The 23643-nt window shown below is 74.6% G+C and carries 17 protein-coding genes; 8 read left to right on the forward strand and 9 right to left on the reverse strand.

What is annotated here, in order from left to right:
- Positions 1-429 precede the first annotated feature (429 nt).
- The 4 genes from ACIBFB_RS18605 (at position 430) to ACIBFB_RS18620 (ending at position 7507) form a co-directional block, all read left to right on the forward strand.
- Positions 430-1884, forward strand: a complete 1455-nt coding sequence (locus tag ACIBFB_RS18605; protein WP_397231664.1) for an NCS2 family permease — start codon at positions 430-432, stop codon at positions 1882-1884.
- Positions 1885-2103: 219 nt separating this feature from the next.
- Complete coding sequence (locus ACIBFB_RS18610; protein ID WP_397231666.1) at positions 2104-3747, forward strand: serine/threonine-protein kinase; 1644 nt, start codon at positions 2104-2106, stop codon at positions 3745-3747.
- Positions 3748-3875: 128 nt separating this feature from the next.
- Positions 3876-6524 carry a molybdopterin-dependent oxidoreductase gene (locus ACIBFB_RS18615; protein ID WP_397231668.1) on the forward strand — a complete coding sequence of 883 codons (2649 nt, stop codon included), beginning with the start codon at positions 3876-3878 and terminating at the stop codon, positions 6522-6524.
- Positions 6521-7507 (forward strand): FAD binding domain-containing protein, encoded by a 987-nt coding sequence (locus ACIBFB_RS18620; RefSeq protein WP_397231670.1) that lies wholly within the window; start codon positions 6521-6523, stop codon positions 7505-7507. The genes ACIBFB_RS18615 and ACIBFB_RS18620 overlap by 4 nt, the downstream gene beginning before the upstream one ends.
- 48 nt (positions 7508-7555) lie before the next feature.
- Here the strand turns inward: ACIBFB_RS18620 and ACIBFB_RS18625 are convergent, their stop codons facing one another.
- The 4 genes from ACIBFB_RS18625 to ACIBFB_RS18640 all read right to left on the reverse strand — a co-directional run bounded on the left by ACIBFB_RS18625 (position 7556) and on the right by ACIBFB_RS18640 (position 12477).
- On the reverse strand, positions 7556-8563 hold the full coding sequence (locus ACIBFB_RS18625) for an aldo/keto reductase (protein WP_397231672.1): 1008 nt from the start codon (positions 8561-8563) through the stop codon (positions 7556-7558).
- A 228-nt stretch (positions 8564-8791) separates the two neighbouring features.
- Positions 8792-10219, reverse strand: coding sequence for an FG-GAP and VCBS repeat-containing protein (locus ACIBFB_RS18630; protein WP_397231674.1), 1428 nt, complete (start codon positions 10217-10219; stop codon positions 8792-8794).
- A 13-nt stretch (positions 10220-10232) separates the two neighbouring features.
- On the reverse strand, positions 10233-11183 hold the full coding sequence (locus tag ACIBFB_RS18635; RefSeq protein ID WP_397231676.1) for a D-alanine--D-alanine ligase: 951 nt from the start codon (positions 11181-11183) through the stop codon (positions 10233-10235).
- Between the two features lie 61 nt (positions 11184-11244).
- A complete protein-coding gene (locus ACIBFB_RS18640) occupies positions 11245-12477 on the reverse strand; it encodes a PLP-dependent aminotransferase family protein (protein ID WP_397232038.1) in 1233 nt (410 codons plus the stop codon).
- 563 nt (positions 12478-13040) lie between these two features.
- On the opposite strand from ACIBFB_RS18640, the gene ACIBFB_RS18645 reads away from it, so the two are divergent.
- Complete coding sequence (locus tag ACIBFB_RS18645) at positions 13041-13631, forward strand: hypothetical protein (protein ID WP_397231678.1); 591 nt, start codon at positions 13041-13043, stop codon at positions 13629-13631.
- A gap of 264 nt (positions 13632-13895) precedes the next feature.
- On the opposite strand, the gene ACIBFB_RS18650 is transcribed toward ACIBFB_RS18645, so the two are convergent.
- Entirely contained in the window at positions 13896-15218 is a 1323-nt protein-coding gene (locus tag ACIBFB_RS18650) for a GAF domain-containing protein (protein WP_397231680.1), read from the reverse strand.
- A 207-nt stretch (positions 15219-15425) separates the two neighbouring features.
- A complete protein-coding gene (locus ACIBFB_RS18655) occupies positions 15426-16946 on the reverse strand; it encodes a PucR family transcriptional regulator (protein WP_397231682.1) in 1521 nt (506 codons plus the stop codon).
- A 151-nt stretch (positions 16947-17097) separates the two neighbouring features.
- Here ACIBFB_RS18655 and speB point away from each other — a divergent pair, with 151 nt between their 5' ends.
- Together speB and ACIBFB_RS18665 are read left to right on the forward strand one after the other, a co-directional pair.
- Complete coding sequence (gene speB / locus ACIBFB_RS18660; protein WP_397231684.1) at positions 17098-18048, forward strand: agmatinase; 951 nt, start codon at positions 17098-17100, stop codon at positions 18046-18048.
- Positions 18049-18167: 119 nt separating this feature from the next.
- A complete protein-coding gene (locus ACIBFB_RS18665; RefSeq protein WP_397231686.1) occupies positions 18168-19607 on the forward strand; it encodes an aminobutyraldehyde dehydrogenase in 1440 nt (479 codons plus the stop codon).
- A 12-nt stretch (positions 19608-19619) separates the two neighbouring features.
- Here the strand turns inward: ACIBFB_RS18665 and ACIBFB_RS18670 are convergent, their stop codons facing one another.
- Positions 19620-20267 (reverse strand): TetR/AcrR family transcriptional regulator, encoded by a 648-nt coding sequence (locus tag ACIBFB_RS18670; RefSeq protein WP_397231688.1) that lies wholly within the window; start codon positions 20265-20267, stop codon positions 19620-19622.
- 225 nt (positions 20268-20492) lie between these two features.
- On the reverse strand, positions 20493-21320 hold the full coding sequence (gene ddaH / locus ACIBFB_RS18675) for a dimethylargininase (RefSeq protein ID WP_397231690.1): 828 nt from the start codon (positions 21318-21320) through the stop codon (positions 20493-20495).
- Positions 21321-21526: 206 nt separating this feature from the next.
- On the opposite strand from ddaH, the gene ACIBFB_RS18680 reads away from it, so the two are divergent.
- A complete protein-coding gene (locus tag ACIBFB_RS18680) occupies positions 21527-22621 on the forward strand; it encodes an alcohol dehydrogenase catalytic domain-containing protein (protein WP_397231692.1) in 1095 nt (364 codons plus the stop codon).
- Positions 22622-22623: 2 nt separating this feature from the next.
- Here the strand turns inward: ACIBFB_RS18680 and ACIBFB_RS18685 are convergent, their stop codons facing one another.
- Complete coding sequence (locus tag ACIBFB_RS18685; protein ID WP_397231694.1) at positions 22624-23481, reverse strand: hypothetical protein; 858 nt, start codon at positions 23479-23481, stop codon at positions 22624-22626.
- Positions 23482-23643 lie beyond the last annotated feature (162 nt).

The following is a 23643-nucleotide window of genomic DNA, read 5'->3' on the forward strand; positions in this document are numbered from 1 at the left end:
CCGCGATCCGGTCGGTTCATCCCTCGGGGCCACCGCGAGCGTGACGCATCCAGCACGGTGTGACACGATCACTGCGACCACGGGCGTTGCCCCACCCCCCCCCCCCCCGGCCCCCCCCCCCCGCCCCCCCGCCCCCCCAGCCCCCCCCCCCCCCCCCCCCCCCCCCCCCCCCCCCCCCCCCCCCCCCCCCCGCCGCCCCCCCCCCCCCCCCCCCCCCCCCCCCCGGCCGCGCGCCCCGCCCCCCCCCGCCCCCCCCCCCCCCGCCCAGCCCCCCAAGAACCGCCCGCCCCGGCTCCGCCGGCGCCCTCGGCACCGGGGCGGGTGCCCGGTAGGACAGCGTCGTCCTCCACCACCCATTGTTTGGCTACTCCGTGTAGCTATCCCCCCTCGCATGGTGACTTCCATGCTCATCTCCCTCCAGGAGGGGACATGACACACATCGACGACACCGGTCAGCGCTCCACGGCGCAGGCCGCACCGGCTCGATCCTGGCTCGACCGTTTCTTCTTCGTCGGTGAGCGCGGTTCCACCGTCGGACAGGAGGTCCGCGGCGGGCTCACCACCTTCATGGCGATGGCCTACATCATCGTCCTGAACCCGATCATCCTCAGCGGTGTGGAGGACGCCGCGGGCAACACCCTCGACGCGGCGCAGCTGACCACGATGACGGCGCTGTCCGCGGGTCTGGTCACCATCATGATGGGCGTGGTGGGCCGCGCCCCGATCGCCTGTGCCGCGGCCCTGGGCGTCAGCGCCGTGGTCGCCTACGTGGCCGCACCCGTCATGACCTGGTCCGAGGTCATGGGCTTGGTGGTCTGGCAGGGGATCGTCATCATCCTGATGGTGGTCACCGGCGTGCGGACCGCGGTGATGAACGCGCTGCCGCACAACCTCAAGATCGCCATCGGTGTCGGCATCGGCATGTTCGTCTGCCTCATCGGGCTCAAGAACGCGGGCTTCGTCAGCGCGGGCGGCGCGCTGCTGACGCTCGGAGGCCCCGACTCCGGCGGCCACCTCAACGGCTGGCCGATCCTGGTCTTCGTGGCGGGCCTGGTCCTGGCCTCGGTGCTGCTGGCGCGCAACGTGACGGGCGCGATCTTCTACGGGATCGTCGGCGCCACCCTGGTGGGCATCGCCCTGCACTACGTGTTCGGCCTCGACGCCTCCGCCTGGGGCGGGCCGGGCTGGGGCGGCTCCAGCCCCGAGCTGCCCAGCAACCCGGTGGCGCTGCCCGACTTCGGGCTGCTCTTCCAGGTGGACATGTTCGGCGCCTGGTCCTCGGCCGGTCCGACCACCGCCGGCGTCATCCTCTTCACCCTGGTGCTGGCCGGATTCTTCGACGCGCTCGGCACCATCCTCGCGATCGGCGCCAAGGCCAACATCTCCGACGCCACCGGGCAGATGCCCCGGGTCAACCAGATCCTGGTGACTGACGGGTCCGGCGCCGTGGTCGGTGGCCTGACCAGCTCCTCGGCGACCCTGGTGTTCGTCGAGTCCACGGCCGGCGTGAGCGAGGGGGCCCGCACGGGCCTGTCCAGCGTCGTCACCGGCGGTCTGTTCCTGAGCGCGCTCTTCTTCGCCCCGGTGTTCGCGATCGTGCCGACGCAGGCGGCCTCGGTGGCGATGGTCCTGGTCGGCGTCATGATGATGATGCACATCAGGGACATCGACTGGAGCGACATCTCGATCGCGATCCCCGCGTTCCTGACCATCGCGATGATGCCGTTCGCCTTCGACATCGCGACCGGCATCGGGATCGGCATCATCTCGTACACCGTGGTCCGCTCCGCCCAGGGCAAGTACAAGGAGATCCACTGGCTGATGTGGGTCCTCACCGCGGTGTTCGCGTTCCACTTCGCTCTCCACGCCCTCGGACTGGAGTAGCACCCCCTCTCCCCGCCGCCTCGGGCCGCCGGGCACCCGCGGGTGCCCGGCGGCCCGGCGCCCGCCGTCGGGCGGCACGGGCGGGCTCCGCCCCCACCGAAGGGAAAAGGTGACGGTACTGCAACCTCCGGGTAAGGATCCGGCGCGCTCCGCCCGACGTCACAGAGGTGGACGAGGCCGCGATCCGGCGGCTCCCCCACCCTCGGACAGGCGCGCACCATGACCACACCGCTCGGCACCTCGGACCCCGAACGCATCGGACCCTACACACTCTCCGCCCGTATCGACGGAGGCGGCCAGGGCATGGTCTACCTGGGTCACGCCCCGGACGGCACGCCCGCGGCCGTCAAGGTCCTGACCCCGACCTGGGGCGACGACACGCGCCAGCGCGCGCGGTTCGCCCAGGAGCTCGCGGCGGCACGCCGCGTGGCGCCCTTCTGCACCGCCGCCGTGCTGGACGCGGACATGGACGGGCCCCTGCCCTACATCGCCAGCGAGTACGTGCCCGGCCCCACCCTGCGCACGGCGGTGCACGACGGCGGACCGCGCGAGGGCCCGGCGCTGGACCGCCTGGCGATCGCCACGGTCACCGCGCTCACGGCCGTGCACGAGGCCGGGGTGGTGCACCGCGACGTCAAGCCGGGCAACGTCATCCTCGGCCCGGACGGCCCGCGGCTGATCGACTTCGGCATCGCGCGCCTGGACGACGCCACCCGGCACACCACGGGCGTGGTGGGCACGCCCGCCTACATGTCCCCCGAACAGGTCCGGGGGCAGACGGTGGGACCGGCCAGCGACGTGTTCTCCTGGGCGGCCGTCATGGCCTTCGCGGCGACCGGGCGGCACGCCTTCCCCGGTGAGACCACGATGGAGGTGGTCGACCGGGTGCTGCGCGACGTGCCCGACCTGGACGGGGTCCCCGACCGGCTGCTCCCCGTCCTGGGGCGCTGCCTGGACAAGGAGCCCGCGGCGCGCCCCAGGGCGGTGGACGTGCTGAGCACGCTGCTCGGGACGGGTCCGACCACCGCGCGCCTCGCCCCGACGGCCGTCCTGGAGCAGGCCGCCACGTTGGTCGACGAGGGGACCGCGGTCATCCGGCCGGTGGTCCCGCCCACGGACGTGCTGACGGGCGTCGTGTGGGCCGCCACGGCCGCGGACGGAGCCGCGCGCGGAGGTCCCGGCGGCTCCGCGGCGCCGGAGGGCACGACCGCCCGCGACCGGTCCGGCGGCGCGGATCCGCGCACGGGGACCGCGGCCCCCTGGCACGGCCGTCGCGTCTCGGGCGGTCGGCGCCGCAGGCACGGGGCACGCACGGGGGTCCTGACGCGGGCCGCCTCCACCGCGGTCCTGGCCGTGCTCGCGGTCCTGCTGCTGGTGGCCTACAGCCGGGGCGCCCTCCCCGAGATCGTGCCCATCGGATCCACACCCTCCGCCCCGCCGTCCGAGGCCCCGACGACCGGCGGGGAGGATCCGGCCGGAGAGGTGAACCAGGTCGAGGACCCGGTCGACGCACCCGCGGAGGATCCCGCGGGCGGGGGCGCGCAGGACCCGGCCGAGGGCGCGGACTGCGCCGCCGACCCCCACGCGCACGGCTGCCCCGGGACGGAGCCCTGCGGAACCGACGGCTGCCCCGGGGACGGCGAGAGCACCGGCGGGCCCGACGACGGCGCGACCGACGGAGGGGACGGGACCGGCGAGGAGCCGAGCGGGGAACCCGGTGACGGCACCGACGGCGACGGCACCGGCGAGGATCCCGGTGGCGAGGACCCCGAGGAACCGGGTGACGGCGGGGGAGGCGGGCCCACCGTGGCGCCGCTCGACGAGCCGGTGTTCGAGCCGGTCTGGCCGGCGCCCGGCGACTGACCGCCCGTACCGGACCGCGGCGCGTGCCGACCCGAACGGTCGGCGTGCGCCGCTTTCGTCGTTGACAGGGGTACCCGGCCCACCTAAGTTGTCAATGTCAACTTCACTCATGAACCAGGAACGATTCCATGGACCTGGAAGTCAACGGCTCACCCGTATCGGCCACGGACACCCCGGGTGCGACCGCCGCCGACCACATCCGCGACCGGCTCGGCCTGACCGGCACCAAGATCGCCTGCGGCACCGGCGTGTGCGGGGCCTGCACCGTGCTGGTCGACGGCTCCCCCGCCGTCTCCTGCCTCCTGCCCGCCGACGCCCTGCCCGGGCGTTCGGTGACCACGGTGGAGGGCCTGGGCGGCTCCCATCCCGTCCAACGCGCCTTCGCCGCCCACGACGGCCTCCAGTGCGGCTACTGCACGCCCGGGTTCGTCGTGGAGGCCGCGGCGTTCACCGACGCCTGGCGCGCCGAGCACGGCGACGTCCGACCCGACCGCGACACCATCGCCGACGCCCTGGCCGGCCACCTGTGCCGGTGCGGAGCCTACGAGGGCATCTTCGCGGCCGTGGCCGCCGCCTGCGCCGGGGAGTTCGACACCGAACCCGACCGGGAACCGCCGCGCGCCGACGCCCGCGACAAGGTGACCGGCCGCGCCCGCTTCAGCGCGGACTTCGCCCCCGAGGGCTGTTGGGAGGGGGTGATCGTGCGCTCGACCGTCCCGCACGCCCGGGTGCGCTCCGTCGACCCGGGTGGCGCGCGGGGCGCGTCCGACCAGGGCTCCCGCACCCGGGAGGACGGGACTCCCGTCGTCACCGTCCTGCTGGCCGAGGACCGCACGGTCCGCTACGTGGGCCAGCCGATCGCCGCCGTGGCCGCGCCCACCAGGACCGGGGCCCGGGCCGCCGCCGAGGCCGTCCGGATCGACTACGACCTCCTGCCCGCCGTCCTGGACACCGAGTCCGCGCGGGCCCCGGGAGCGCCCGTGCTCTACGCGACCCGCGCCGAGCAGAAGGCGGCCCCCTCGTACGGGGAGGCCCCCGGCCCCTCCGCGCCCTGGCGGGGCAACGTCCGCGGTCCCGGCGTGGTGAGCTGGCGCGGCGCCACGGCCGCCCGGCGACTGCGCGCCGCCGCGGAGGCCGACGACCCCCGCCTGGTCGCCCAGGAGTACACCACCTCCGTCCAGCTGCACACGCCGCTGGAACCGCACGTGTGCGTGGCCGAGTGGGGACCGGACGGTGACCTGACGCTGCACGTGTCCACCCAGGGCGTGAGCCAGACCGCCGACCGGGCCGCCGAGCGCTGGGGACTCCCCCGCGAACGGGTGCACGTGGTCACCCAGTACGTCGGCGGCGGTTTCGGCGCCAAGGCCGGGATGTCGTCCGAGATCGTGTCCGCGGTCGAACTGTCGCGGCTCGCCCACGCGCCCGTACGTGTCGTGCTCGACCGCTCCGAGGAGCTGACCGACGCCGGGCACCGTCCGGGCACCCGCACCCGCGTGGCCCTGCTCGCCGACGACAAGGGCGACCTGGCGGCGATGACCGTGGACTCCCACGGCGACGGCGGCGTGTCGGTGGGCTCCAACACGGCCACGCTCGCCGCGCTGATGTACGGCCGCACGCCGCGCCGTGTCCGGGACTTCGACGTGGTGACCAACCGCCCGCCGGGCGCGCCGTTCCGCGGGCCGGGCGGGCCGCCGATGGGCTTCGCCCTGGAGCAGGCGGTGGACGAGATGGCGCTGCGCCTGGGCGAGGACCCGCTGAGCCTGCGGCGGCGCTGGGACGGCAACCCCAAGCGCGCGGCCCTGTACGAACAGGTCTCCAGGCTCCCCCTGTGGCGCGACCGCCCGCGCGGGAAGCGCACCGGTCGGTTCCGCCGCGGCGTGGGCCTGGCCGCGAGCAACTGGATCTACCTCCTCGGCCCGCAGGCGAAGGTGGAGCTGTCGGTCGAGGACGGCACGGTGGTCGTCCGCTCGGCCACCCAGGACATCGGCACCGGCATCCGCACGGTCCTGGGCGAGGTGGTGGCCGACCGGCTCGGCGTGCCCGCCTCCGCCCTGCGGGTGGAGATCGGGGACAGCTCTTCGGTGCACGGCACGGGCTCCTTCGGGAGCCGGACCACGACCTCGATGGGACCGGCCGCCGCCGAGGCGGCCGACAAGCTGCGCGAGGGTCTGCGCGAGCACTCCTCCGATGTCCCCGCGTCGGGTCCCATCCCCGAGATCGCCCTCAAGGAGGCGCTCGCGGACGCCGAGGGGCTGCGGGTGACCGGCGGGCGTTCCCTGGACCGGTGGGAGCGGATGTCCGCGCTGCTCGCCGGGAACGACCTGGCGGTCGGGCGGGGGCTGATCGGCGCCGTCCACGTCATGGAGGTGGAGGTCGACACCCTGCTGGGGCGGGTCCGGCCGACCCGCTGCTGGGCGGGGATCGCGGCCGGCCGTGTCTACTCCGAACGGCTCGCCCGCAACCAGTGCGAGGGGGCGGTGGTGCAGGGAGTGGGCTACGCGCTGTTCGAGGAACGGCGCGACGACCCCGCCACCGGCACCGTGCTGACCGACAACCTGGAGGACTACCGGATCCCCGGGATGGGCGACGTGCCCGAGACGGAGGTCCACTTCCACGAGGAAGGGTTCGAGCACGTGCCCGGGGGCGGTGTGGGACTGGGCGAGGTGTCGACGGTGGGCGTGGCGGCCTCCGTGGCCAACGCCGTGTTCGACGCGACCGGCTGGCGCCCGCACGACCTGCCCATCCGTCCGGACCGACTGATCGAGGGGCTGCGATGACCACGACGCGACCGAGTGACCTGGACACCGCGCTGTCCCAGCTGGACGGGACGGGGGCCCGGCCGCGCGCGGGAGGGACCGACCTGACCGCGTGCCTGGCCCACGGGGTGCTCGCCCCGGCGCCGGTGGTGGACCTGACCGGGGTGGACGACCTGCGCGGGATCCGCTGGCGCGAGGACGGGTCAGCACGGGTCGGCACGCTGACCAGCGTGCACGAGCTGTCCGCCGACCCCCGGCTGCGCTCGGCCTACCCGGCCCTGGCGCGCACGGCGGGGGCGCTCGCCACGCCCCAGGTGCGCGGAACGGCCACCCTGGGCGGCAACCTCCTCCAGCGCAACCGGTGCTGGTACCTGCGCAATCCGGCCTTCGACTGCTTCCAGACCGGAGGGGACTCCTGTCCGGCGCGGGAGGGCGACCATCTGCACGGGGTCGTGGTGGACCAGGGCCCCTGCGTGGCGCCGCACCCGTCGACGGTGGCCGTGGCCCTGGTGGCCTACGACGCCGTGGTGGAGGTGGCGGGGAACGGGACCGCCGAGCGGCCGGTGGCGGACCTCTTCGACGGAGCGGACCCGACCCGCGACCACGTGCTGGGCCCGTCGCAGGTGCTGGCGGCGGTGTCGCTGCCCGAGCCGGTGCCCGGCGAGCGGGCGGCCTACCTGCGGGCGACCGGGCGTGCCCGCGCCGAGTGGCCGCTGGTGGAGGTGACCGTCCGGCTGGACTGCGGCGCGGAGGGCCGGGGTCCGGTGGCCTCGGCCGCCGTCGCGGTCGGGGGTGTGGCGCGCACGCCGCTGCGGCTGCCGGAGCTGGAGTCCGCGCTGGTGGGCGCGGTGCCGGGCGCCGAACCCGGCGCGGCGGTCGCGGAGGCGTTGGACGGCCTGGCCGACCTGTGCTCCCCGCTGCCCGCGACGGGGTACAAGGTCGCGTTGCTGCGCGCGACCGTCCGCGCCGGGGTCGAGCAGGCGTTGGGGCTCGCGCGGGACTGACACGGGCCCCGGGCCGTTCCCCGCGGGAGGCGGCCCGGGGCCGGTGCGCTAGTACCGGGTGCCGGCCGCCGTGGGCAGGTCGTCGAGTTCGCGCAGGTCCTCGGAGGTCAGGTCGAGGTCGGCGGCACCGGCGTTGTCGTGCAGGTAGCCCGACTTCTTCGTGCCGGGGATGGGGATGACGTGGTCGCCCTGGGCGAGGGTCCAGGCGATCGCCACCCGGGCGGGCGTGGTGCCGCGCCGTTCGGCGACGCGCCGCACGACGTCCACGAGCGCCTGGTTGCGGCGGACGGCCTCCTCCTGGAAGCGCGGCTGCCGGGCGCGCAGGTCGCCCTCCTCCAGGCCCTCGGCCGTGACCGTCCCGGTCAGGAAGCCGCGGCCCAGTGGGGAGAAGGGGACGAAGGCCGCGCCGTGCTCGGCGCACCAGCCCACGACGTCTCCGGGGCCCTCGCCGCCGCCGGCCATCCCCGCGGCGCCGCCCGCGCTCCCGCCCTCGGCGCCCTGGGCGTCGCGGGTCCACAGGGACAGCTCCGACTGGATCGCTGCGACGGGGTGGACGGCGTGCGCCTCGTCGGCCTGGGCGCGGGTGACCTCCGACAGCCCCAGGTGGCGGACCTTGCCCTGGGCGACCAGTTCGGCCATGGCGCCCCAGGTGTCGGTGAGGGGCACGCCGGGGTCGACGCGGTGCAGGTAGTACAGGTCGACGGAGTCGGTGCCGAGGCGGCGCAGGCTCTCGTCGAGGGAGCGGCGGACGTGGTCGGGCGTGCCGTCCTGGTGCATGGCCAGCGTCGCGGCGTCGTCCATGACCAGGCCGGTCTTGGTAGCCAGGACGACCTGGTCGCGGATGCCCTTGAGGGCGCGGCCAGCCAGCTCCTCGTTGTGGCCGCCGCCGTAGACCTGGGCGGTGTCCAGGAAGTTCACGCCCAGACCGACGGCCTCGCGGATCAGCTCCACCGATCGGGCGTCGTCGCGTTCGGAGGCCGAGTAGGCCCAGCTCATGCCCATGAGGCCGAGCCCGACCCGCCCGACCGGGGTCCCCTGGAACTCACGTGTGCGCATGCGGCTCACCTTCCGTCGCTTCGGTGGTGCGCGGGGCCGGGGCGGTGAGCCCTTGGGGGGCGTCCCGGTCGTCCCCCACGCGTGGGAGGTCTGCGGCGGGAACACTACCACCCGAATTGTTCGCCCTCTGAACAGCATCAGTAGGCGAATGATCGTCCGTCGCCGAATGCTGCGCGGTCCTCGCCACGCGGGTCGGGAACGGCGGCCGAGGCGACGACCGGGGCCGCGCTACTCCCCGGGGAGGGAGGGGACGCCCGTCAGGTCGAGGATCCCGGCCGGCTCCCCGTCGCCGTGGAACATCCACAGGGAACCCAGGACCTCCGGGTAGGTCTGGGCGCTCTCCGGGCGCGAGCGCACGAACACCTCGGTGAGGCCGTCACCGTCCGCGTCGAGTGCCAGGGGCTGGGAGTCGTGCGAGGAGACGGGCGCCCCGACGTCCTCCGGACCGTACCGGACCGCCCCGTTCCCGGTGAGCCCCTCGGGGCCGCCGCGGAGGACCACGACGTCCCCGGCGTCGACGGGCCCGTCCCCGCTGGGGCGCCGCACCCCGGTCACGACGTCCGTGTACCCGTCGCCGTCCACGTCCCCGGAGGCGAGGCTCCCACCGAACCGGTCACCCTCGAACGAGTCCCCTGGCACACCCTCGGTGTCCAGGGTCAGCGCGGCGCGCCGATCGCCGGGGCCGTCCGGGGAGCCGTACACGACCGCGATCTCGCCGGGCACGTGCGGAGGGTTCTCGACGCTGCCGCCGGGGTCCCGGAGCACGAGGTCGCCGTACCCGTCGCCGTCGACGTCGGCGACCGTGCCCTCGTCCGCCGTCGGGAGCGGTTCGTCGCTCTCGTACCGCTGGAGACCGTCGGCCGATCCCAACCAGACTCCGGCCGAGTGGGCCGTCTCCTCGAACGAGCGCAAACCGACCAGGTCCGTGCGGCCGTCGCCGTTGACGTCCCCGGGGACCAGGGAGAGGTCGTCGCCGCCGGGTTCGATGGGCGCGCTGCCCGTGCGATCGGGTCCGCCCTCCCGGGAGAAGGGGCCGTAGAGCAGGCCGAACTCGGCCGGCCCCCCTCCGGCCTGGGCGTCGTGGTGGACGAGGTCGGGGTGTCCGTCGCCGTCGAAGTCCCCGATCGCCTCCACGGAGCCGTAGGGGACGTCCAGGGCGGCCCCCGTGACGAGACCGTCCCCGCTCCCCCACAGCAGGACCGGCCCCTGCCCCGCGGACCCCTCGCCGCCCTGGTGGCCCGCCCCGACGAACAGGTCGGTGAGGCCGTCGCCGTCCAGGTCCCCGGCGAGGGTGCCGGGGCCGGGCCAGGAGCCGCCGCCGAACCGGTCGCCCTCCGCCACCGACCCCGGCACGCCCTCGTCGGCGCGGGAGACCGCCCGGGCCGACGAGACGTCGGGACCGTCCGCCGATCCGGGAACGACGACGACGCATCCGGCGTCGGGCGTCCCGTCGATCTCGACGGCGGGCAGGGCGAGGACCAGGTCCTCATGACCGTCGCCGTCGAAGTCCGCCGGATGCGGCCGGTAGGTCTGCGGGGCGGGGGACGCCCGGCCGTCCGGCGGCGCGGGAGCGTCGGCCGGCGTCGCGCATCCGGCGACGGCCAGGCTGAGCACGGCGGCGACGGTTCCGGCACGGGCGGTGGAGGTGGGGGGCATCGGTCCTTCCGGTTCAGCCGCGCAGGAGCGCCTGGTGGGCCAGTTCCCGGCACACGACCGCGAAGTCGAGTCCCGCGGCGGCCGCCGCCATCGGGAACGTCGAGGTCTCGGTGAGGCCGGGGGCGACGTTGGTCTCCAGGAACGTGGCCCGGCCGTCGTCGCCGACGATGAGGTCGGTGCGCGACAGGTCGCGCAGCCCCAGCACCCGGTGGGCGGTCAGGGCCACCTCGGTGGCGGCCGCGACGGCGTCGGCGTCCAGGCGGGCCGGGCAGAAGAACTCCGTGCGCCCGGCGGTGTAGCGCGCGGCGTAGTCGTAGACCCCGCCGTCGGGCACGATCTCCACCGGCGGCAGCGCGACGGGGCCGTCCCCGGTGTCGAGGACGCCCACGGCGAGTTCGGTGCCCTGGACCTGCTCCTCGACGAGCGCGGAGTCGCTGTAGGCGAAGCAGGAGACCAGGGCGGCCGACAGGTCCTGGACCGACGTGACCGGCGCGGCGCCGAACGCGGAGCCGCCCCGGTCCGGCTTGACGAACAGCGGCAGGCCCAGGCGTTCGGCCATCCGCGCGAGCAGGGCGGGTGCGCCCAGGTCGTGGAAGGCCGACTTGGGCAGCGCGACCCCGCGCGGGACGCGCACGCCCTCGGCCGCCATCAGGGCCTTGGCCGCGGGCTTGGAGAAGGCCAGGCGGCACGCCTGCGGGCGGGCGCCGACGTAGGGCGCCCCCACCAGCTCCAGCACCTCGCGGATCGCGCCGTCCTCGCCCGCCGCACCGTGCAGGACGGGGAAGACCACCTGCGGCGGGTCGTCGGACAACCGGTCCAACAGCGTGCCGTCGACGTCGGCGACCTGGACCTCCACGTCCAGGCGGCGCAGCGCGTCGGCGACGCTCCGCCCGGAGTGGACGCTCACCTCGTGTTCGGGGGACAGGCCCCCGGCGAGTACGAGAACGCGGTCAAGGTCTGCCACGGCGCGGACCTCCTTGTGTGGTGCTGACATGGTGGCGGTGCCCTTACGGGGGGGGGAGGGGTCAGGGCAGGTCGGGTGCGGGGGCCTGGCTGCCCTCGGTGGGCGGGGCCAGAGTGCTGCCGAACGTATCACGCAGGTCGAGCTCGCCCTCGATGGCGCCGACCAGGCGGCGCACGCCCTCCCGGATCTGCTCCGGGGTCGGATAACAGAAGCTCAGCCGCATGTCGGCACGGCCGCGCCCGTCGGCGAAGAAGCCGGTGCCGGGCACGTAGGCGACGCGTTCGGCGACCGCCCGGGGCAGCATGGCCTTGGCGTCGATGCCCTCGGGCAGGGTGGCCCAGACGAAGAAGCCGCCCTCGGGGCGGGTCCAGGTGCACCCGGCGGGCATCATCGCCTCCAGGGCGCCGAGCATGGCGTCGCGGCGCTCGCCGTACATGGTGTTGAACGCCTTGATCTGCTCGCGCCAGGGGAAGGTCCGCAGGTACCGGCGCACGACCAGCTGGTTGAACGTGGAGTGGCTGAGCATCGCCGACTCGGCGGCCAGGACCAGTTTGGCGCGGACGGGCGCGGGGGCGAGCGCCCAGCCGATGCGCAGGCCGGGCGAGAGGGTCTTGGACAGCGACCCGAGGTAGATGACGTTGCCCGAACCCTGGGAGTAGAGCGTGGGCTGGGCCTCCCCGTCGTAGCGGAGCAGGCCGTAGGGGTTGTCCTCGACCACGAGCACGTCGTGGCGCTCGCAGATCTCCAGGACCCGGGCGCGGCGCTCGGCGGTCATGGTGATGCCCGCGGGGTTCTGGAAGTTGGGGACGGTGTAGAAGAACTTCACCCTGCGGCCCTCGCGCGCGGCGCGTGTGAGCGCCTCGTCGAGCTCCTCGGGGACCACGCCGTCCCCGTCCATGGCGACGTGGCGGATCTCGGCCTGGAAGGCGGAGAAGGTGTTGATCGCGGTGACGTAGGTGGGCGCCTCGCACAGGACGACGTCGCCGGGGTCGACGAAGACGCGGGTGATGAGGTCGAGGGCCTGCTGGGAGCCGACGGTGACGATGACGTCGTCCGGGCTGGCGGTGATGCCCTCCAGCGTCATGTAGTCGCAGATCTGCTCGCGCAGCACGGGGTCGCCCTGGGCGGAACCGTACTGGAGGGCCGCCGGGCCCTCCTCGGCGACGACGTCGCGGACGAGTTCGCCGATCTGGTCGAGCGGGAGCGCCGCGACGTTGGGCATGCCTCCGGCGAGGGAGACGACCTCGGGGCGGGACGCGACGGCGAACAGTGCGCGGACCTCCGATGCGACCATGCCCTGTGCTCGGAGTGCGTAGCGGCCGACGTGCGGGTCGATACGCGAACCCTGCGGGCTGGGCTGCTGGTCTCGGTGGTCAGCGGACACGGTCCACCTCCGTCGGGAAGGTCTGTCGGGTGGCCCACGGGCGGGACGCGGGGCCGCTCGCGGTCCCCCGTTCGACGCCGTGCGCCGCCCGCTGGTTCACACGGTGGCCCGGTCGGCGCCGGAGCCCTCGTGCGACGGTCGGGTCGGATGGTCCGGGTGCGCCCGGACCCGTAAATGCACCGAGTCTAGCCCAGCGAGGTCGTCCCCCGCCCACGAGCTGGCGGTTTCGTGCCGTTCGCCACACGCGCGGCGCCGTCCCGGCGGTCGCCGGTCCGCCGTCGCCGTCGCGGCCGTCCCTCGTTGGGGTACCCGCGCGTGCCCGGGGTGGTGCGCCCCGATGACCAGAAGATGAAGCACATTTTCACCTTTCCTCGCGAGTCGGACATAGGGAGCATTGCCCACATCCAAGACATTGGTCGCATGGGACACCTCCGGGTGCGCACCGCGCCCGGACCGGCACCCCGGGGGAAGACATGAGAGTCCGCACGACCACCGTTCTCGCTCCGCTGACCTGCCTCGTCCTGGCGGGCGTCCTCACGACCGCGTGCACCACCGACGACGCGCGCGTGGAACGGGCGGAGTCCGCTCGACGGGAGATGGCGCGGGCCGCGGGTGCGCTGTCGGCGACCGTGCTGCGCCCCGCGGCCGAACGCGCCTTCGCCCGCGCCGGACACCCGGTCCAGGGGGTGCTGACGTGCGCGAACGAGCCGACAGCCGGGCGTTCCTCCCCGGAGGCGGGCGGGCAGTCGGCCGGAACCGACGGCCGGGAGGAGGCCGACCGGGAGGGCGACGGGGCCGTGGAGGTGCACTGCACCGGCACGACCCGCGACGGCGACCCCCTGGTCTTCGAGGGACGCCTGCGGCCCGAAGTGCTCGCCGAGCGGGAGACGGGCGACGACGGCCTGCGCGGGGTGTTCAGCGGCCGGGTCGGCGGCGCCGAAGTGTTCGCGATGGACTGCTTCCAGTGCGCGCCCGCTCTGGCCGGGGAGGACACCGGGGAGGGCGGCCCGGAGCCGGACGGATCCGGGGAGGCCGCCGGGGAGAGCGGCGGCGGCACGGGGTGACGGCGTGCCCCCGAGGAGCCACCTCGGAGGCACGCCGTGCGCGCGGTGTGTCCAGAGAGCTCCCCCTGTCGCCCTGGACCACCGGGGGCCCGCTCGCGCGTTCGCCTCTGCCCTGCAACCCCCCTCAAGGTTCCGCGGGCGGCGATCGCCGCTGACGCCGTGGCTCCGGATGTCGCGCCCTCTCACGCCCGACACCGTCCGCCCGGCCTGGCGGGCCGTGTGCGAACAGTCCACACCATCCCCACCGACCAGGCAACGGTTGCACTAGGTTGCGACTCCCCCACCCGCCGCAATGACCCCGGCACGGTGGGCGTCCCGCTCGCGCAGGATCCGGACCCCGGGGGCGAGGGAGCCGGGCAACAGGTCCGCCCGTTCCCGCGGCCAGGAGACGCACACCCGCACCTCCTCGCTGAACCGGTAGGGGCGGCTGTCCAGGATGCCGCCCAGGTGGCGGCGGAGCCGGGAGAGCTCGGCGCGCACGGTCACCACGTGTCCGGCCGCTCCGAACACGTCCTCGGACAGCTGGGCCGCCGTGCGCCCCTCGCGGTGGACGGCCAGGAGCAGGAGGAGCTCGGCGTGGCGCGGCGTGAGACGGTGCGCCCACTCCCCGCTGGGCCCGGCGACCCGTACGGCGGGCGACGCCGCCCGGGACAGTTCCAGGGTGACGGTCGTGGGGCTGGCCGACTCCTCCCGGCAGGGGCGGACCAGCCAGCCGCCCGGGAGGGGTTCGAGCGCGCACTCGCCCAGCGCGGGCAGCCAGGCGGTGCCGGTCTCGCGCTGGGTGGGCAGGAGCACCCGTCGGACCGGCTCGATGTGCACGGCGGCCGCGGTCCATCCCGCCTCGTCGACGACCAGGGCGGGTCCGCTCATCCTGGCCAGCAGGGGCGCGGCGACCGCCCGCAGGCGCTCCAGGTGCTCGTGGTGGATGCTCTGCAGGTGCGCCTCGGCCAGCTGGGCGACCGTGTTCACCAGCGCCAGGGTGGAGGGGTGGACGGTCGAGACCGGTCCGGTGACGTCGATGGCGCCGAGCAGGCGCCCGTCGCGCGGATCGTGGACGGGCGCGCAGGCGCACGTGAGGGCGTGCAGGTTGCGGACGAAGTGCTCGGCCGAGTACACCTGCACGGGCCTTCCCACCACCAGCGCGGTCCCGATCGCGTTGGTCCCGGTGTTGCCCTCGTTCCAGTAGGCGCCCTCCACCAGCCCCACGCGGTCGCCGACCGTGCGCACGCGGTGGGAGCCGTCGCGCCACAGGATCTGCCCGGAGGCGTCGGTGACGAGCATGATGTGCTCCGCCTCGTCGGCGACCGAGACCAGGGCACGGCGGATGAGCGGCAGCACCTCGGCGATCGGGGAGGCCGTCCGGGTGCGGTGGAGTTCGTCGGGTCGGGCCACGCGCGGCGGAGGTCCGCTGTCGGGGTCGATCCCGAAGCGCCGCATACGGACCCAGGAGTCCTCGATGACAGGACGCAGCGCGGCGGGAGCCGGTCGGCCGGTGAGCGCGGCCTCGTGCACCCGGCGCAGCAGGTTGGCGTGTTCTCGGGCGTCGACCCCGGCAGGGAGGGCCGTGTCCAGAGGGGGAAACGACATTAGAGCCCCAGTCCTCACGTTCTCTGCGGAGTTCAACAGTGTCCAACCTCTGGTCGGGGGGCGGTGGACGGAACCGGAACACGCACGCGGTTCGGAGGCCGTCGCGGGTACCGCGTTCCGATTCCGAGCACCAGTCTTCCCCATCCGCCGTCGACGGTACGGCGCGGCGGGAAACCGGACCACCCGGTTGGGCCGTGTGCCCCGGGCTCAGCCGCCCGCCCGCCACCGTGTCAGCGCGAACCACAGGCGCATGCGCTGCTCGGCGTCGGCGAGGTCCACGTCCAGATCGCGCTCGATCCGGCCGATCCGGTAGCGGACGCTGTTGCGGTGGGCTCCGAGGTCGGCGGCCGCCCGGTCCCAGTTGCCGTGGCGCACGAGCCAGGCCCGCAGGGTACGGCGCAGGGTCCGCGCGGAGTCGGTCTGCTCGGCGAGGGGGCCGAGGATCCGGCGGGCGAGGTCGTCGGCGCCGGCGGGGGTGAGCAGCCCGGCGAAGGGGTCCTCGTCCCCGTCCCACACCAGGGGTCCGCCCACGGCGCGGGCCCGCTCCAGCAGGGCCGCGGCCCCGCGGTCGGCGTCCGGGAGGTCCTCGGGGGCGACCGGTCCGCTCAGGGCGGCGATCCAGCCGTGCACGCGCAGTTCGTCCAGGTGTGCCCGGTGCTCGTCCTCGCCCCGGTCGGCCAGGACGGCGCGCAGCCCGGGTTCGGGGCCGGCGCCGGTGTCCAGGACCCGGGTGGGCAGGGGCAGCGCCGCCGGAGACGTGTGCCGCCCGGTTCCGGCCGGGACGGCGCGCAGCACCCGGTAGGCGGGCGCGCCCGCCTCCCCCGCCCCGGTGAGCTCGGCCAGCAGGGGTGCGGCGGGGCCGGTCGGCCCGCCGTCGACGAGGAGGGCGGTCAGCAGGCGGCCGGGGACGGGCGGCGCGTCGTCGTGGCGGCGCGAGAGGAGGTCGAGCAGGGCGGTGGCGGTGCGCAGGACCGCGCGGTCGGTGATGCCGAGCGGGCGCGGGCGGCCCACCAGGACCACGCCGTGGTCGTCCGGGGGTGTGCCCACGGTGTGCAGGAAGACCTCGTCGGACCCGGAGGACGCCTTGGCGCTGCGGGGCCCGGTGGCCTCGGTGAGCTTGGCGACCAGCCCCGTCAACTCCTCGTCCAGGGCGGCCGGGGCGCCGGAGCTGGTGTGCAGGCCCTCCGGGGCGGCCAGCGCCGACCACGCGCCCAGGGAGTCGGCCAGCACGTCCAGGACCCGGCCGACCGGGCCCGTCGCGGTGACGGCACGGGTGAGCCGCTGGTGGGCCTCCCCCAGGCGGCGCAGGTCGCGCATGCGCCGCTCCTCCAGCTCCTCCCCCACGGCCTGGCTGACGGCCGCGAAGGGGGTGGGTCGGGGCACCTCGACCAGGGGCAGGCCCTGGCTCCGGCACTCCTCGACCAGCGCTTCGGGGATCGTGTCGTGCACGGGTGTGACGCCGAAGCCGACGGCGCTGACGCGGGCCTCGGCGAGGGAGCGCACGTAGTCGCGCACCCCTTCCGCGCTCCTGGGCAGATTGAGCCCCGCGGTCAGCACGAGCTCGCCGCCGCGCAGGTAGAGGGCGGGTTCGGCCAGCTCGCTGACGACCGCCCAGACGATGCCGGGGTCGCCCGCGTCGACGACGGAGGCCAGGGCCAGGTCGCGGCGGGCCAGCACCGCGCGGAGAGGGACGGCGTGGGTGTCGGGCCCGGCGGCGGAGACGGCCACGCGCTCACACTCCTTCCCCCGATATGGATGCTTCGTCCAGTTCCGGGGCCACAGTGGTGCCATTGAACCACTAGTGGGAAGCCTACCCGCTCCCTAGTCTGAGCGCAGCGCTGTGACCTGCGTCAACGTTGCCGCGAGAACAAGGACGGACATGAACACTCCGATCGGACCCATCGACTCCAGCCGTGTGCCGCGTTTCGCCGGGCCGGCGACCTTCGCCCGGCTGCCCCGCATCGACGAGGTCGACCGCGCCGACATCGCGGTCGTGGGCGTCCCGTTCGACACCGGCGTCTCGTACCGGCCCGGCGCGCGTTTCGGGCCCTCGGCCATCCGCGAGGCGAGCCGTCTGCTGCGCCCCTACCACCCGGGCCTGGACGTGGCGCCCTTCGAGCGGCTCCAGGTGGTCGACGGCGGCGACATCCCCGTCAACCCGTTCTCCATCGGCGACGCCGTGGAGACCCTGGACGCGGGCGCCTCGACGTTCGCCGAGGCCGGGACCCGCCTGGTCACCCTCGGCGGCGACCACACGATCGCCCTGCCCCTGCTCCGTTCGCTGTACCGCCGGCACGGACCGATCGCCCTGCTGCACTTCGACGCGCACCTGGACACCTGGGACACCTACTTCGGCGAGCCCTACACGCACGGCACCCCGTTCCGCCGCGCCGTGGAGGAGGGCATCCTCGACACCGAGGCGATCGCCCACGTGGGCACCCGCGGCCCGCTCTACGGCAAGAAGGACCTGGAGGACGACCGCCGCTTCGGGTTCGGCATCGTGACCGCCGCGGACGTGATGCGCCGCGGCGTCGACGAGATCTCCGACATGCTGCGCCAGCGCGTGGGGAACCGCCCCCTGTACGTGTCCGTGGACATCGACGTCCTCGACCCGGCGCACGCTCCGGGCACCGGCACGCCCGAGGCGGGCGGCATCACCAGCCGCGAGCTGCTGGAGATCCTGCGCGGCCTGTCCGCCTGCAACCTGGTGGGCGGCGACGTGGTGGAGGTCGCCCCGGCCTACGACCACGCGCAGATCACCGCGACCGCGGCCTCGCACGTGGCCTACGACCTGGTCAGCGTCCTGGCCCTGAACCAGACACGCGCCTAGGGCCGACGCCGACGGCGCGGGGGCGCGCCGGTGGACGGCGGCGCGGCCCGGACCCCGGTCGCGCGCCCACCCGCGTGCCCGTGCGCGCACCACCCGAGCAAGGAGAGACGAAGGACGCCATGCGCATCCACGAGTTCGACACGCTGCCCAGCTTCATCGACGGCGCCCCCGTGCCGCCCGCGGACGGCCGGGCCCTCGACCTGGTCGACCCGGTGACCGGCCGGGTCAGCGGCCGGGCCGGTGTCAGCGGCGCCGCAGAGGTGGAGGCCGCGATGGCCTCGTCCCTCCGGGCGTTCCGGAGCTGGCGGGGGGAGACCCCCGCCGGCCGCCAGGACGCACTGCTCGCCATCGCCGACGCCCTGGCCGCCCGCGCCGGGGAGTTCGCCGACGCCGAGTGCCGCGAGACCGGCAAGCCGCGCTCCGCCGTGCTGGAGGAGGAGATCCCGTTCTGCGTGGACACGCTGCGCTTCTTCGCCGGTGCCGCCCGGCACCTGGAGGGGCGCGCCGCGGCGGAGTACACGGGCGGGCGCACCTCGTGGATCCGCCGTGAGCCGGTGGGCGTCTGCGTGGGCATCACCCCGTGGAACTACCCGCTGATGATGGCGGTCTGGAAGATCGGCCCGGCCCTGGCCGCCGGGAACACGGTGGTGCTCAAGCCCGCCGAGACCACCCCGACCACCACGGTCATGCTGGCCGAGATCGCCGCCGGGGTGCTGCCCGCGGGCGTGGTGAACACGGTCGTGGGCGACCGTGGCACGGGCCGGACCCTGGTCGAGCACCCGGCGGGGCGTCTGGTGTCGGTCACCGGCTCCACCCGCGCCGGGTCGCAGGTGGCGCGTACGGCCTCCGACGACCTCAAGCGACTGCACCTGGAGCTGGGCGGCAACGCGCCGGTGCTGGTCTTCGACGACGTGGACGTGGCCGGGACCGCCTCCGGCGTGGTCGCCGGCGCCTACCTCAACGCCGGTCAGGACTGCACCGCCGCGACCCGTGTCCTGGTGCACGAGGGCGTCCACGACGCGTTCGTGGCCGAGCTGGCGCGCCAGGCGGCCACGCTGGTGACCGGCAGGCCCTCGACCGAGGCGAGCGACTTCGGTCCGCTCAACAACGCCGACCAGTTCGCCCGCGTCACGGGGCTGCTGGAGCGTCTGCCGGAGCACGCCGTCGTGGAGACCGGCGGCCACCGTGTGGGCGAGGCCGGGTTCTTCCTGGCCCCCACGGTGGTGTCCGGCCTGCGCTCCGAGGACGAGATCGTCCGCGAGGAGATCTTCGGCCCGGTGGTCACCGTGCAGCGGTTCGCCGACGAGGACGGGGCCGTCGCGCTGGCCAACGGCGTCGACCAGGGTCTGGCGTCCTCGGTGTGGACCGGGGACCACGCCCGCGCCCTGCGGGTCAGCGCCGCGCTGGACTTCGGCGCGGTGTGGATCAACGGTCACGGTGAGCTCGCGTCGGAGATGCCGCACGGCGGGTTCAAGCACTCGGGTTACGGCAAGGACCTGTCGGCCTACAGCCTGGAGGACTACACCAGGGTCAAGCACGTGATGAGCTCGCTCGGCTGACCGTGGCCGGTGTCAGCGGGCGGTGACCGCGTGCCTGGATCGCAGGTGCGACCGGGTGAGCTCGGTGACGTGCCCGGCCAGGGCGTCGGGGGTCTCCTCCGGATGCTCCAGGAGCCAGTCGGCGCAGGCGTCGGCGGTGCTGACCGCCACGCGCGCCAGGAGTTCGGCCTCCTTGGGGTCCAGGAGGCACCCGGCGCCGCCGGGCACGTCGCGGGCGTCGCCGGTGCAGGCGGTGACGAGCTCGACGACCGCGGCCAGCACGCGGTCCCGGGCTCGGACGACCTCGCCCGCGAAGGGTTCGGCCTGGGAGGAGGTCCGCCGGTACAGGACGGTCCAGCTGTCGCGGTTGTCGGTGACGAAGGTGAAGAAGGCCTGGAGTCCCCGGCGCAGCGGGTCGGCTCCGGCCGGGGTCTGGGGGTCCCGCACGGCGGCGCGGATCGCGGCGACGAGCCGGTCGGCCTCGCGGCGCACGCAGGCGGCGAAGATCCCCTCCTTGGACCCCAGATAGTGGTAGACCGTGGGTTTGGACGTGCCGGCCGCTTCGGCGATCTCCTCGACGCGTACCGTGTGGTAGTCGCCTCGGGCGAACGCCGTGACGGCGGCGTCGATCATCTGCTTCTCCCGGACACGACGCGGAAGTCGGCGCTGTTTGGTCTTCACGTTTTCGAGCCTAGGGGCCCAGTCCGGATTGGCCAGGGGCCGATCGTGGGCGGACGGGCGGTTCCGACGACCCCCGATGACGGATACTGACGCTGACCTGTGACTACCGGTAAGTCCACCCTGACGCAGAGTGGCATTTCCCACATCCGGTCGGGTTTGAACGGCCGGAATCCGCACGTGTGTGCGCGGTTTCCGGCCGTCCGGGTCCGGCGGCGCGCGTTCCGTTCACGGACGGATGCCGCGCAGTTCCAGGGTGCAGCACTTGGCGCCGCCCCCGGCCTTGCGCAGTTCGTCGAGTTCGACGGGGTGGACCGCGTAGCCGAGCCCGCGGAGGCGGTCGGCGAGCGCGGTCGCCTCGGCCGCGATGACGACGTTGCGTCCGTCGCACACGGCGTTGAGGCCGAGCACGGCCGCGTCCTCCTCCGTCGCGATGAGCGCGTCCGGGTAGAGCGAGCGCAGGACGCGCTGGCTGCCCGCGGAGAAGGCGCCCGGGTAGTAGGCCACCCGGTCGCCGGAGAGCGGGAACAGGGCGGTGTCCAGGTGGTAGAAGCGGGGGTCGACCAGTTGCAGGGTGACGACCGGGCGGTCCAGGAAGCGCTCCGCCTCCAGGTGCGCGGCGGCCTCGGTACGGAAGCCGGTGGCGGCCAGGACGACGTCGTCCAGGGTGATGAAGTCGCCCTCGCCCTCGTTGACGTGCTTGGGTTCGCGGGTCTCGGTGTATCCGGCGGTGCGGAACCAGTCCAGGTAGGCGGGGCCCTCGGGCGTGCGTTCGGCGCTGGCGAACCGCGCTCCGTACACCCGCCCGTCCACGACGAGTGCGCCGTTGGCCGCGAAGACCATGTCCGGCAGCCCTTCGATGGGCATGATCTCGGCGACCTGGTGCCCGAGGCCCCGGTACAGGTCGCGCAGGGCCTCCCACTGGCGGAGGGCACGCTCGCGGTCGACCCCGGCGGCGGGGTCCATCCAGGGGTTGATCGCGTACTCGACGGCGAAGTACGTGGGTCGGCACATCAGGTAGTGCCGCGGCTTCGGCGGTCCGACCGGTCGCGCCATGGAACCTCCCCGTTCCGCGCCGACGGCCACGCTGCCCCGGCGCTGCTGGCCCGGCCCCACCTGCGGTGACCGGGTGATCGAGGAGGAAATACCCGCGCGCGGGGAAGCCCAATATAGGGAGTTCCATAAACTCCACCCCGCCCCACCCCACCGACCGACCAGACGGTATTGCTACTGTCGCGACACCGCGTGATTGGAGCCCGCCCATGAGTACGACCGTCAAGGCCGCCGTCTTCACCGAGACCGGAGCCCCGCCGAGCATCCAGGACCTGGTCCTGCCCGATCCCGGGCCGGGCGAGGTGCGCGTGCGCGTCGCCGCGGCCGGGGTGTGCCACTCCGACCTGTCCCTGTCCGACGGGACGCTGCCCCAGAACTGGCCCGCGGTCCTCGGCCACGAGGGCGCGGGCACCGTCGAGGCGGTCGGCGAGGGGGTGACCGGGGTCGCGCCGGGGCAGCGGGTGATCCTCAACTGGGCGCCGCCGTGCCGGGCGTGCTGGTTCTGCGCGCAGGGCGAGCCCCACCTGTGCGAGCACGCCCTGGACCGCGCCGGTCGCACCTACGCCGAGCTGGCCGACGGAACGCCCGTCTACCCCGGGCTGGGCACCGGCGCCTTCGCCGAGGCCACGGTCGTCCCGGCGCACGCGGTGGTCCCGCTGCCCGACGGGGTCGACCCGGCCGTCGCCGCCGTGCTGGGCTGCGCGGTGCTCACCGGGTGGGGCGCGGTGGCCAACTCGGCGCGGGTGCGCGAGGGCCAGTCGGCGGTGGTCCTGGGACTGGGCGGGGTCGGGTTGTCGGTCCTCCAGGCGGCCCGCCTGGCGGGGGCCGACCCGCTGATCGCGGTGGACGCGTCCCCGGCCAAGGAGGAGTTGGCGCGGGCGCTGGGCGCGACGCACTTCCTGGTCGCCGACGGTTCGCTGACCAGGGCCGTGCGGGCGCTGACCGGCGGCCGGGGCGCGGACCACGCCTTCGAGGTGGTCGGTTCGGCCGCGGTCGTGCGCGCGGCGTGGAACGCGGCACGGCGCGGCGGAACCGTGACGGTCGTCGGGGTGGGCGCCCTGGACGACGAGGTGTCGTTCAACGCGCTGGAGCTGTTCCACCAGGCGCGCACGGTGCGCGGGTGCGTGTACGGGTCCAGCGATCCGGCGCGCGACATCCCCGTCCTGGCGGAGCTGGTGCGCTCGGGCGCGCTGGACCTGGCCTCGATGGTCACCGACGAGATCCCGCTGTCCGGGGTGCCCGAGGCGTTCGAGCGGATGCGCCGGGGCAGGGGCGGCCGGTCGCTGGTGCGCTTCGGGGTCTGAGGTCAGGGCCGCGGGTCCGGGGTCGCGGCGCCGTCGTCCGGCCGCCACGTCATGGCCGGTGCGTCCGGGGCGGGCTCGGGGTCGGCGTCGGGTCCGCGGTAGGGCATGGCCGCGAGCGACACGGCGAGGACCAGACCCCAGATCAGCAGCGGGGCGACGAGGGACCCGACGAGAACGAACAGGTACCACGCCGCGGCGGTCGCCTCCAGGAGCGCCATGCTGCCGGAGTTGCCCCAGCCCGTGTCGGACCCGCCCCACAAGGTCAGTAGGAAGACGAACGCGAGGCCGCCCAGGGGTGGGATCCCGAAACCGCCCAGGAACAACGGCATGAGTACGCAGTAGACGCTGACCGTGGTACCCAGCACCGACGCCAGGGAGCCCAGGGCGACCGCCCTGCGTTCCGCGACGTTCCGCGGCAGGAGGGCGAGCGTCGCGCGCGGCATCCTCGCCTGGACGTTCGGGGGAAGTGTGCCGTCCGTGCGCCGCAGCCCCCAGGCCTGCTTGGCCACCAGAACGAGGAACACTGCCGGGAACACGACTCCGACCACGGTCGCGAACGGGACGAATAGGCCGTCACCGAACCCGTGGAAGGCGGGCGGGGACACTCCGATGTCCGCCGGGGTCACCCCTGTCGCGGTTCCGATGAACAGCATGCCTGCGAACACCTGCGCCAGGGACCACCACGCGGTGGCTCGCTGCAGGCGGACCAGGGGCGAGGACCCCTCCGGGGGGACCGGTCTCCGGGTCGCCGCGTAGAGGGGACGGAAGGCGAACGGTTGCAGGACCAGGCACACGATCAGCGCGACGCCGATCGCCGTGGCGACCGGACCGGGCTCGAACGTCGGGGGATGGAAGGCCACGGGGGATTCCTTCGAGCGGGGGACGGCGGCCCGGACGACCAGGGGCAACGGACCGCCCGGGTGAATCCGGACATCGTGCCACGAACCCCATTCCTTGTCACACCCTGACAAACCCTGTGGCGCGGGACACACACCTCCCTTGCCATGGGGCGCTCCCCTGGG

It is taken from the genome of Nocardiopsis sp. NPDC050513, from assembly GCF_044457925.1.
Classification (GTDB): domain Bacteria; phylum Actinomycetota; class Actinomycetes; order Streptosporangiales; family Streptosporangiaceae; genus Nocardiopsis.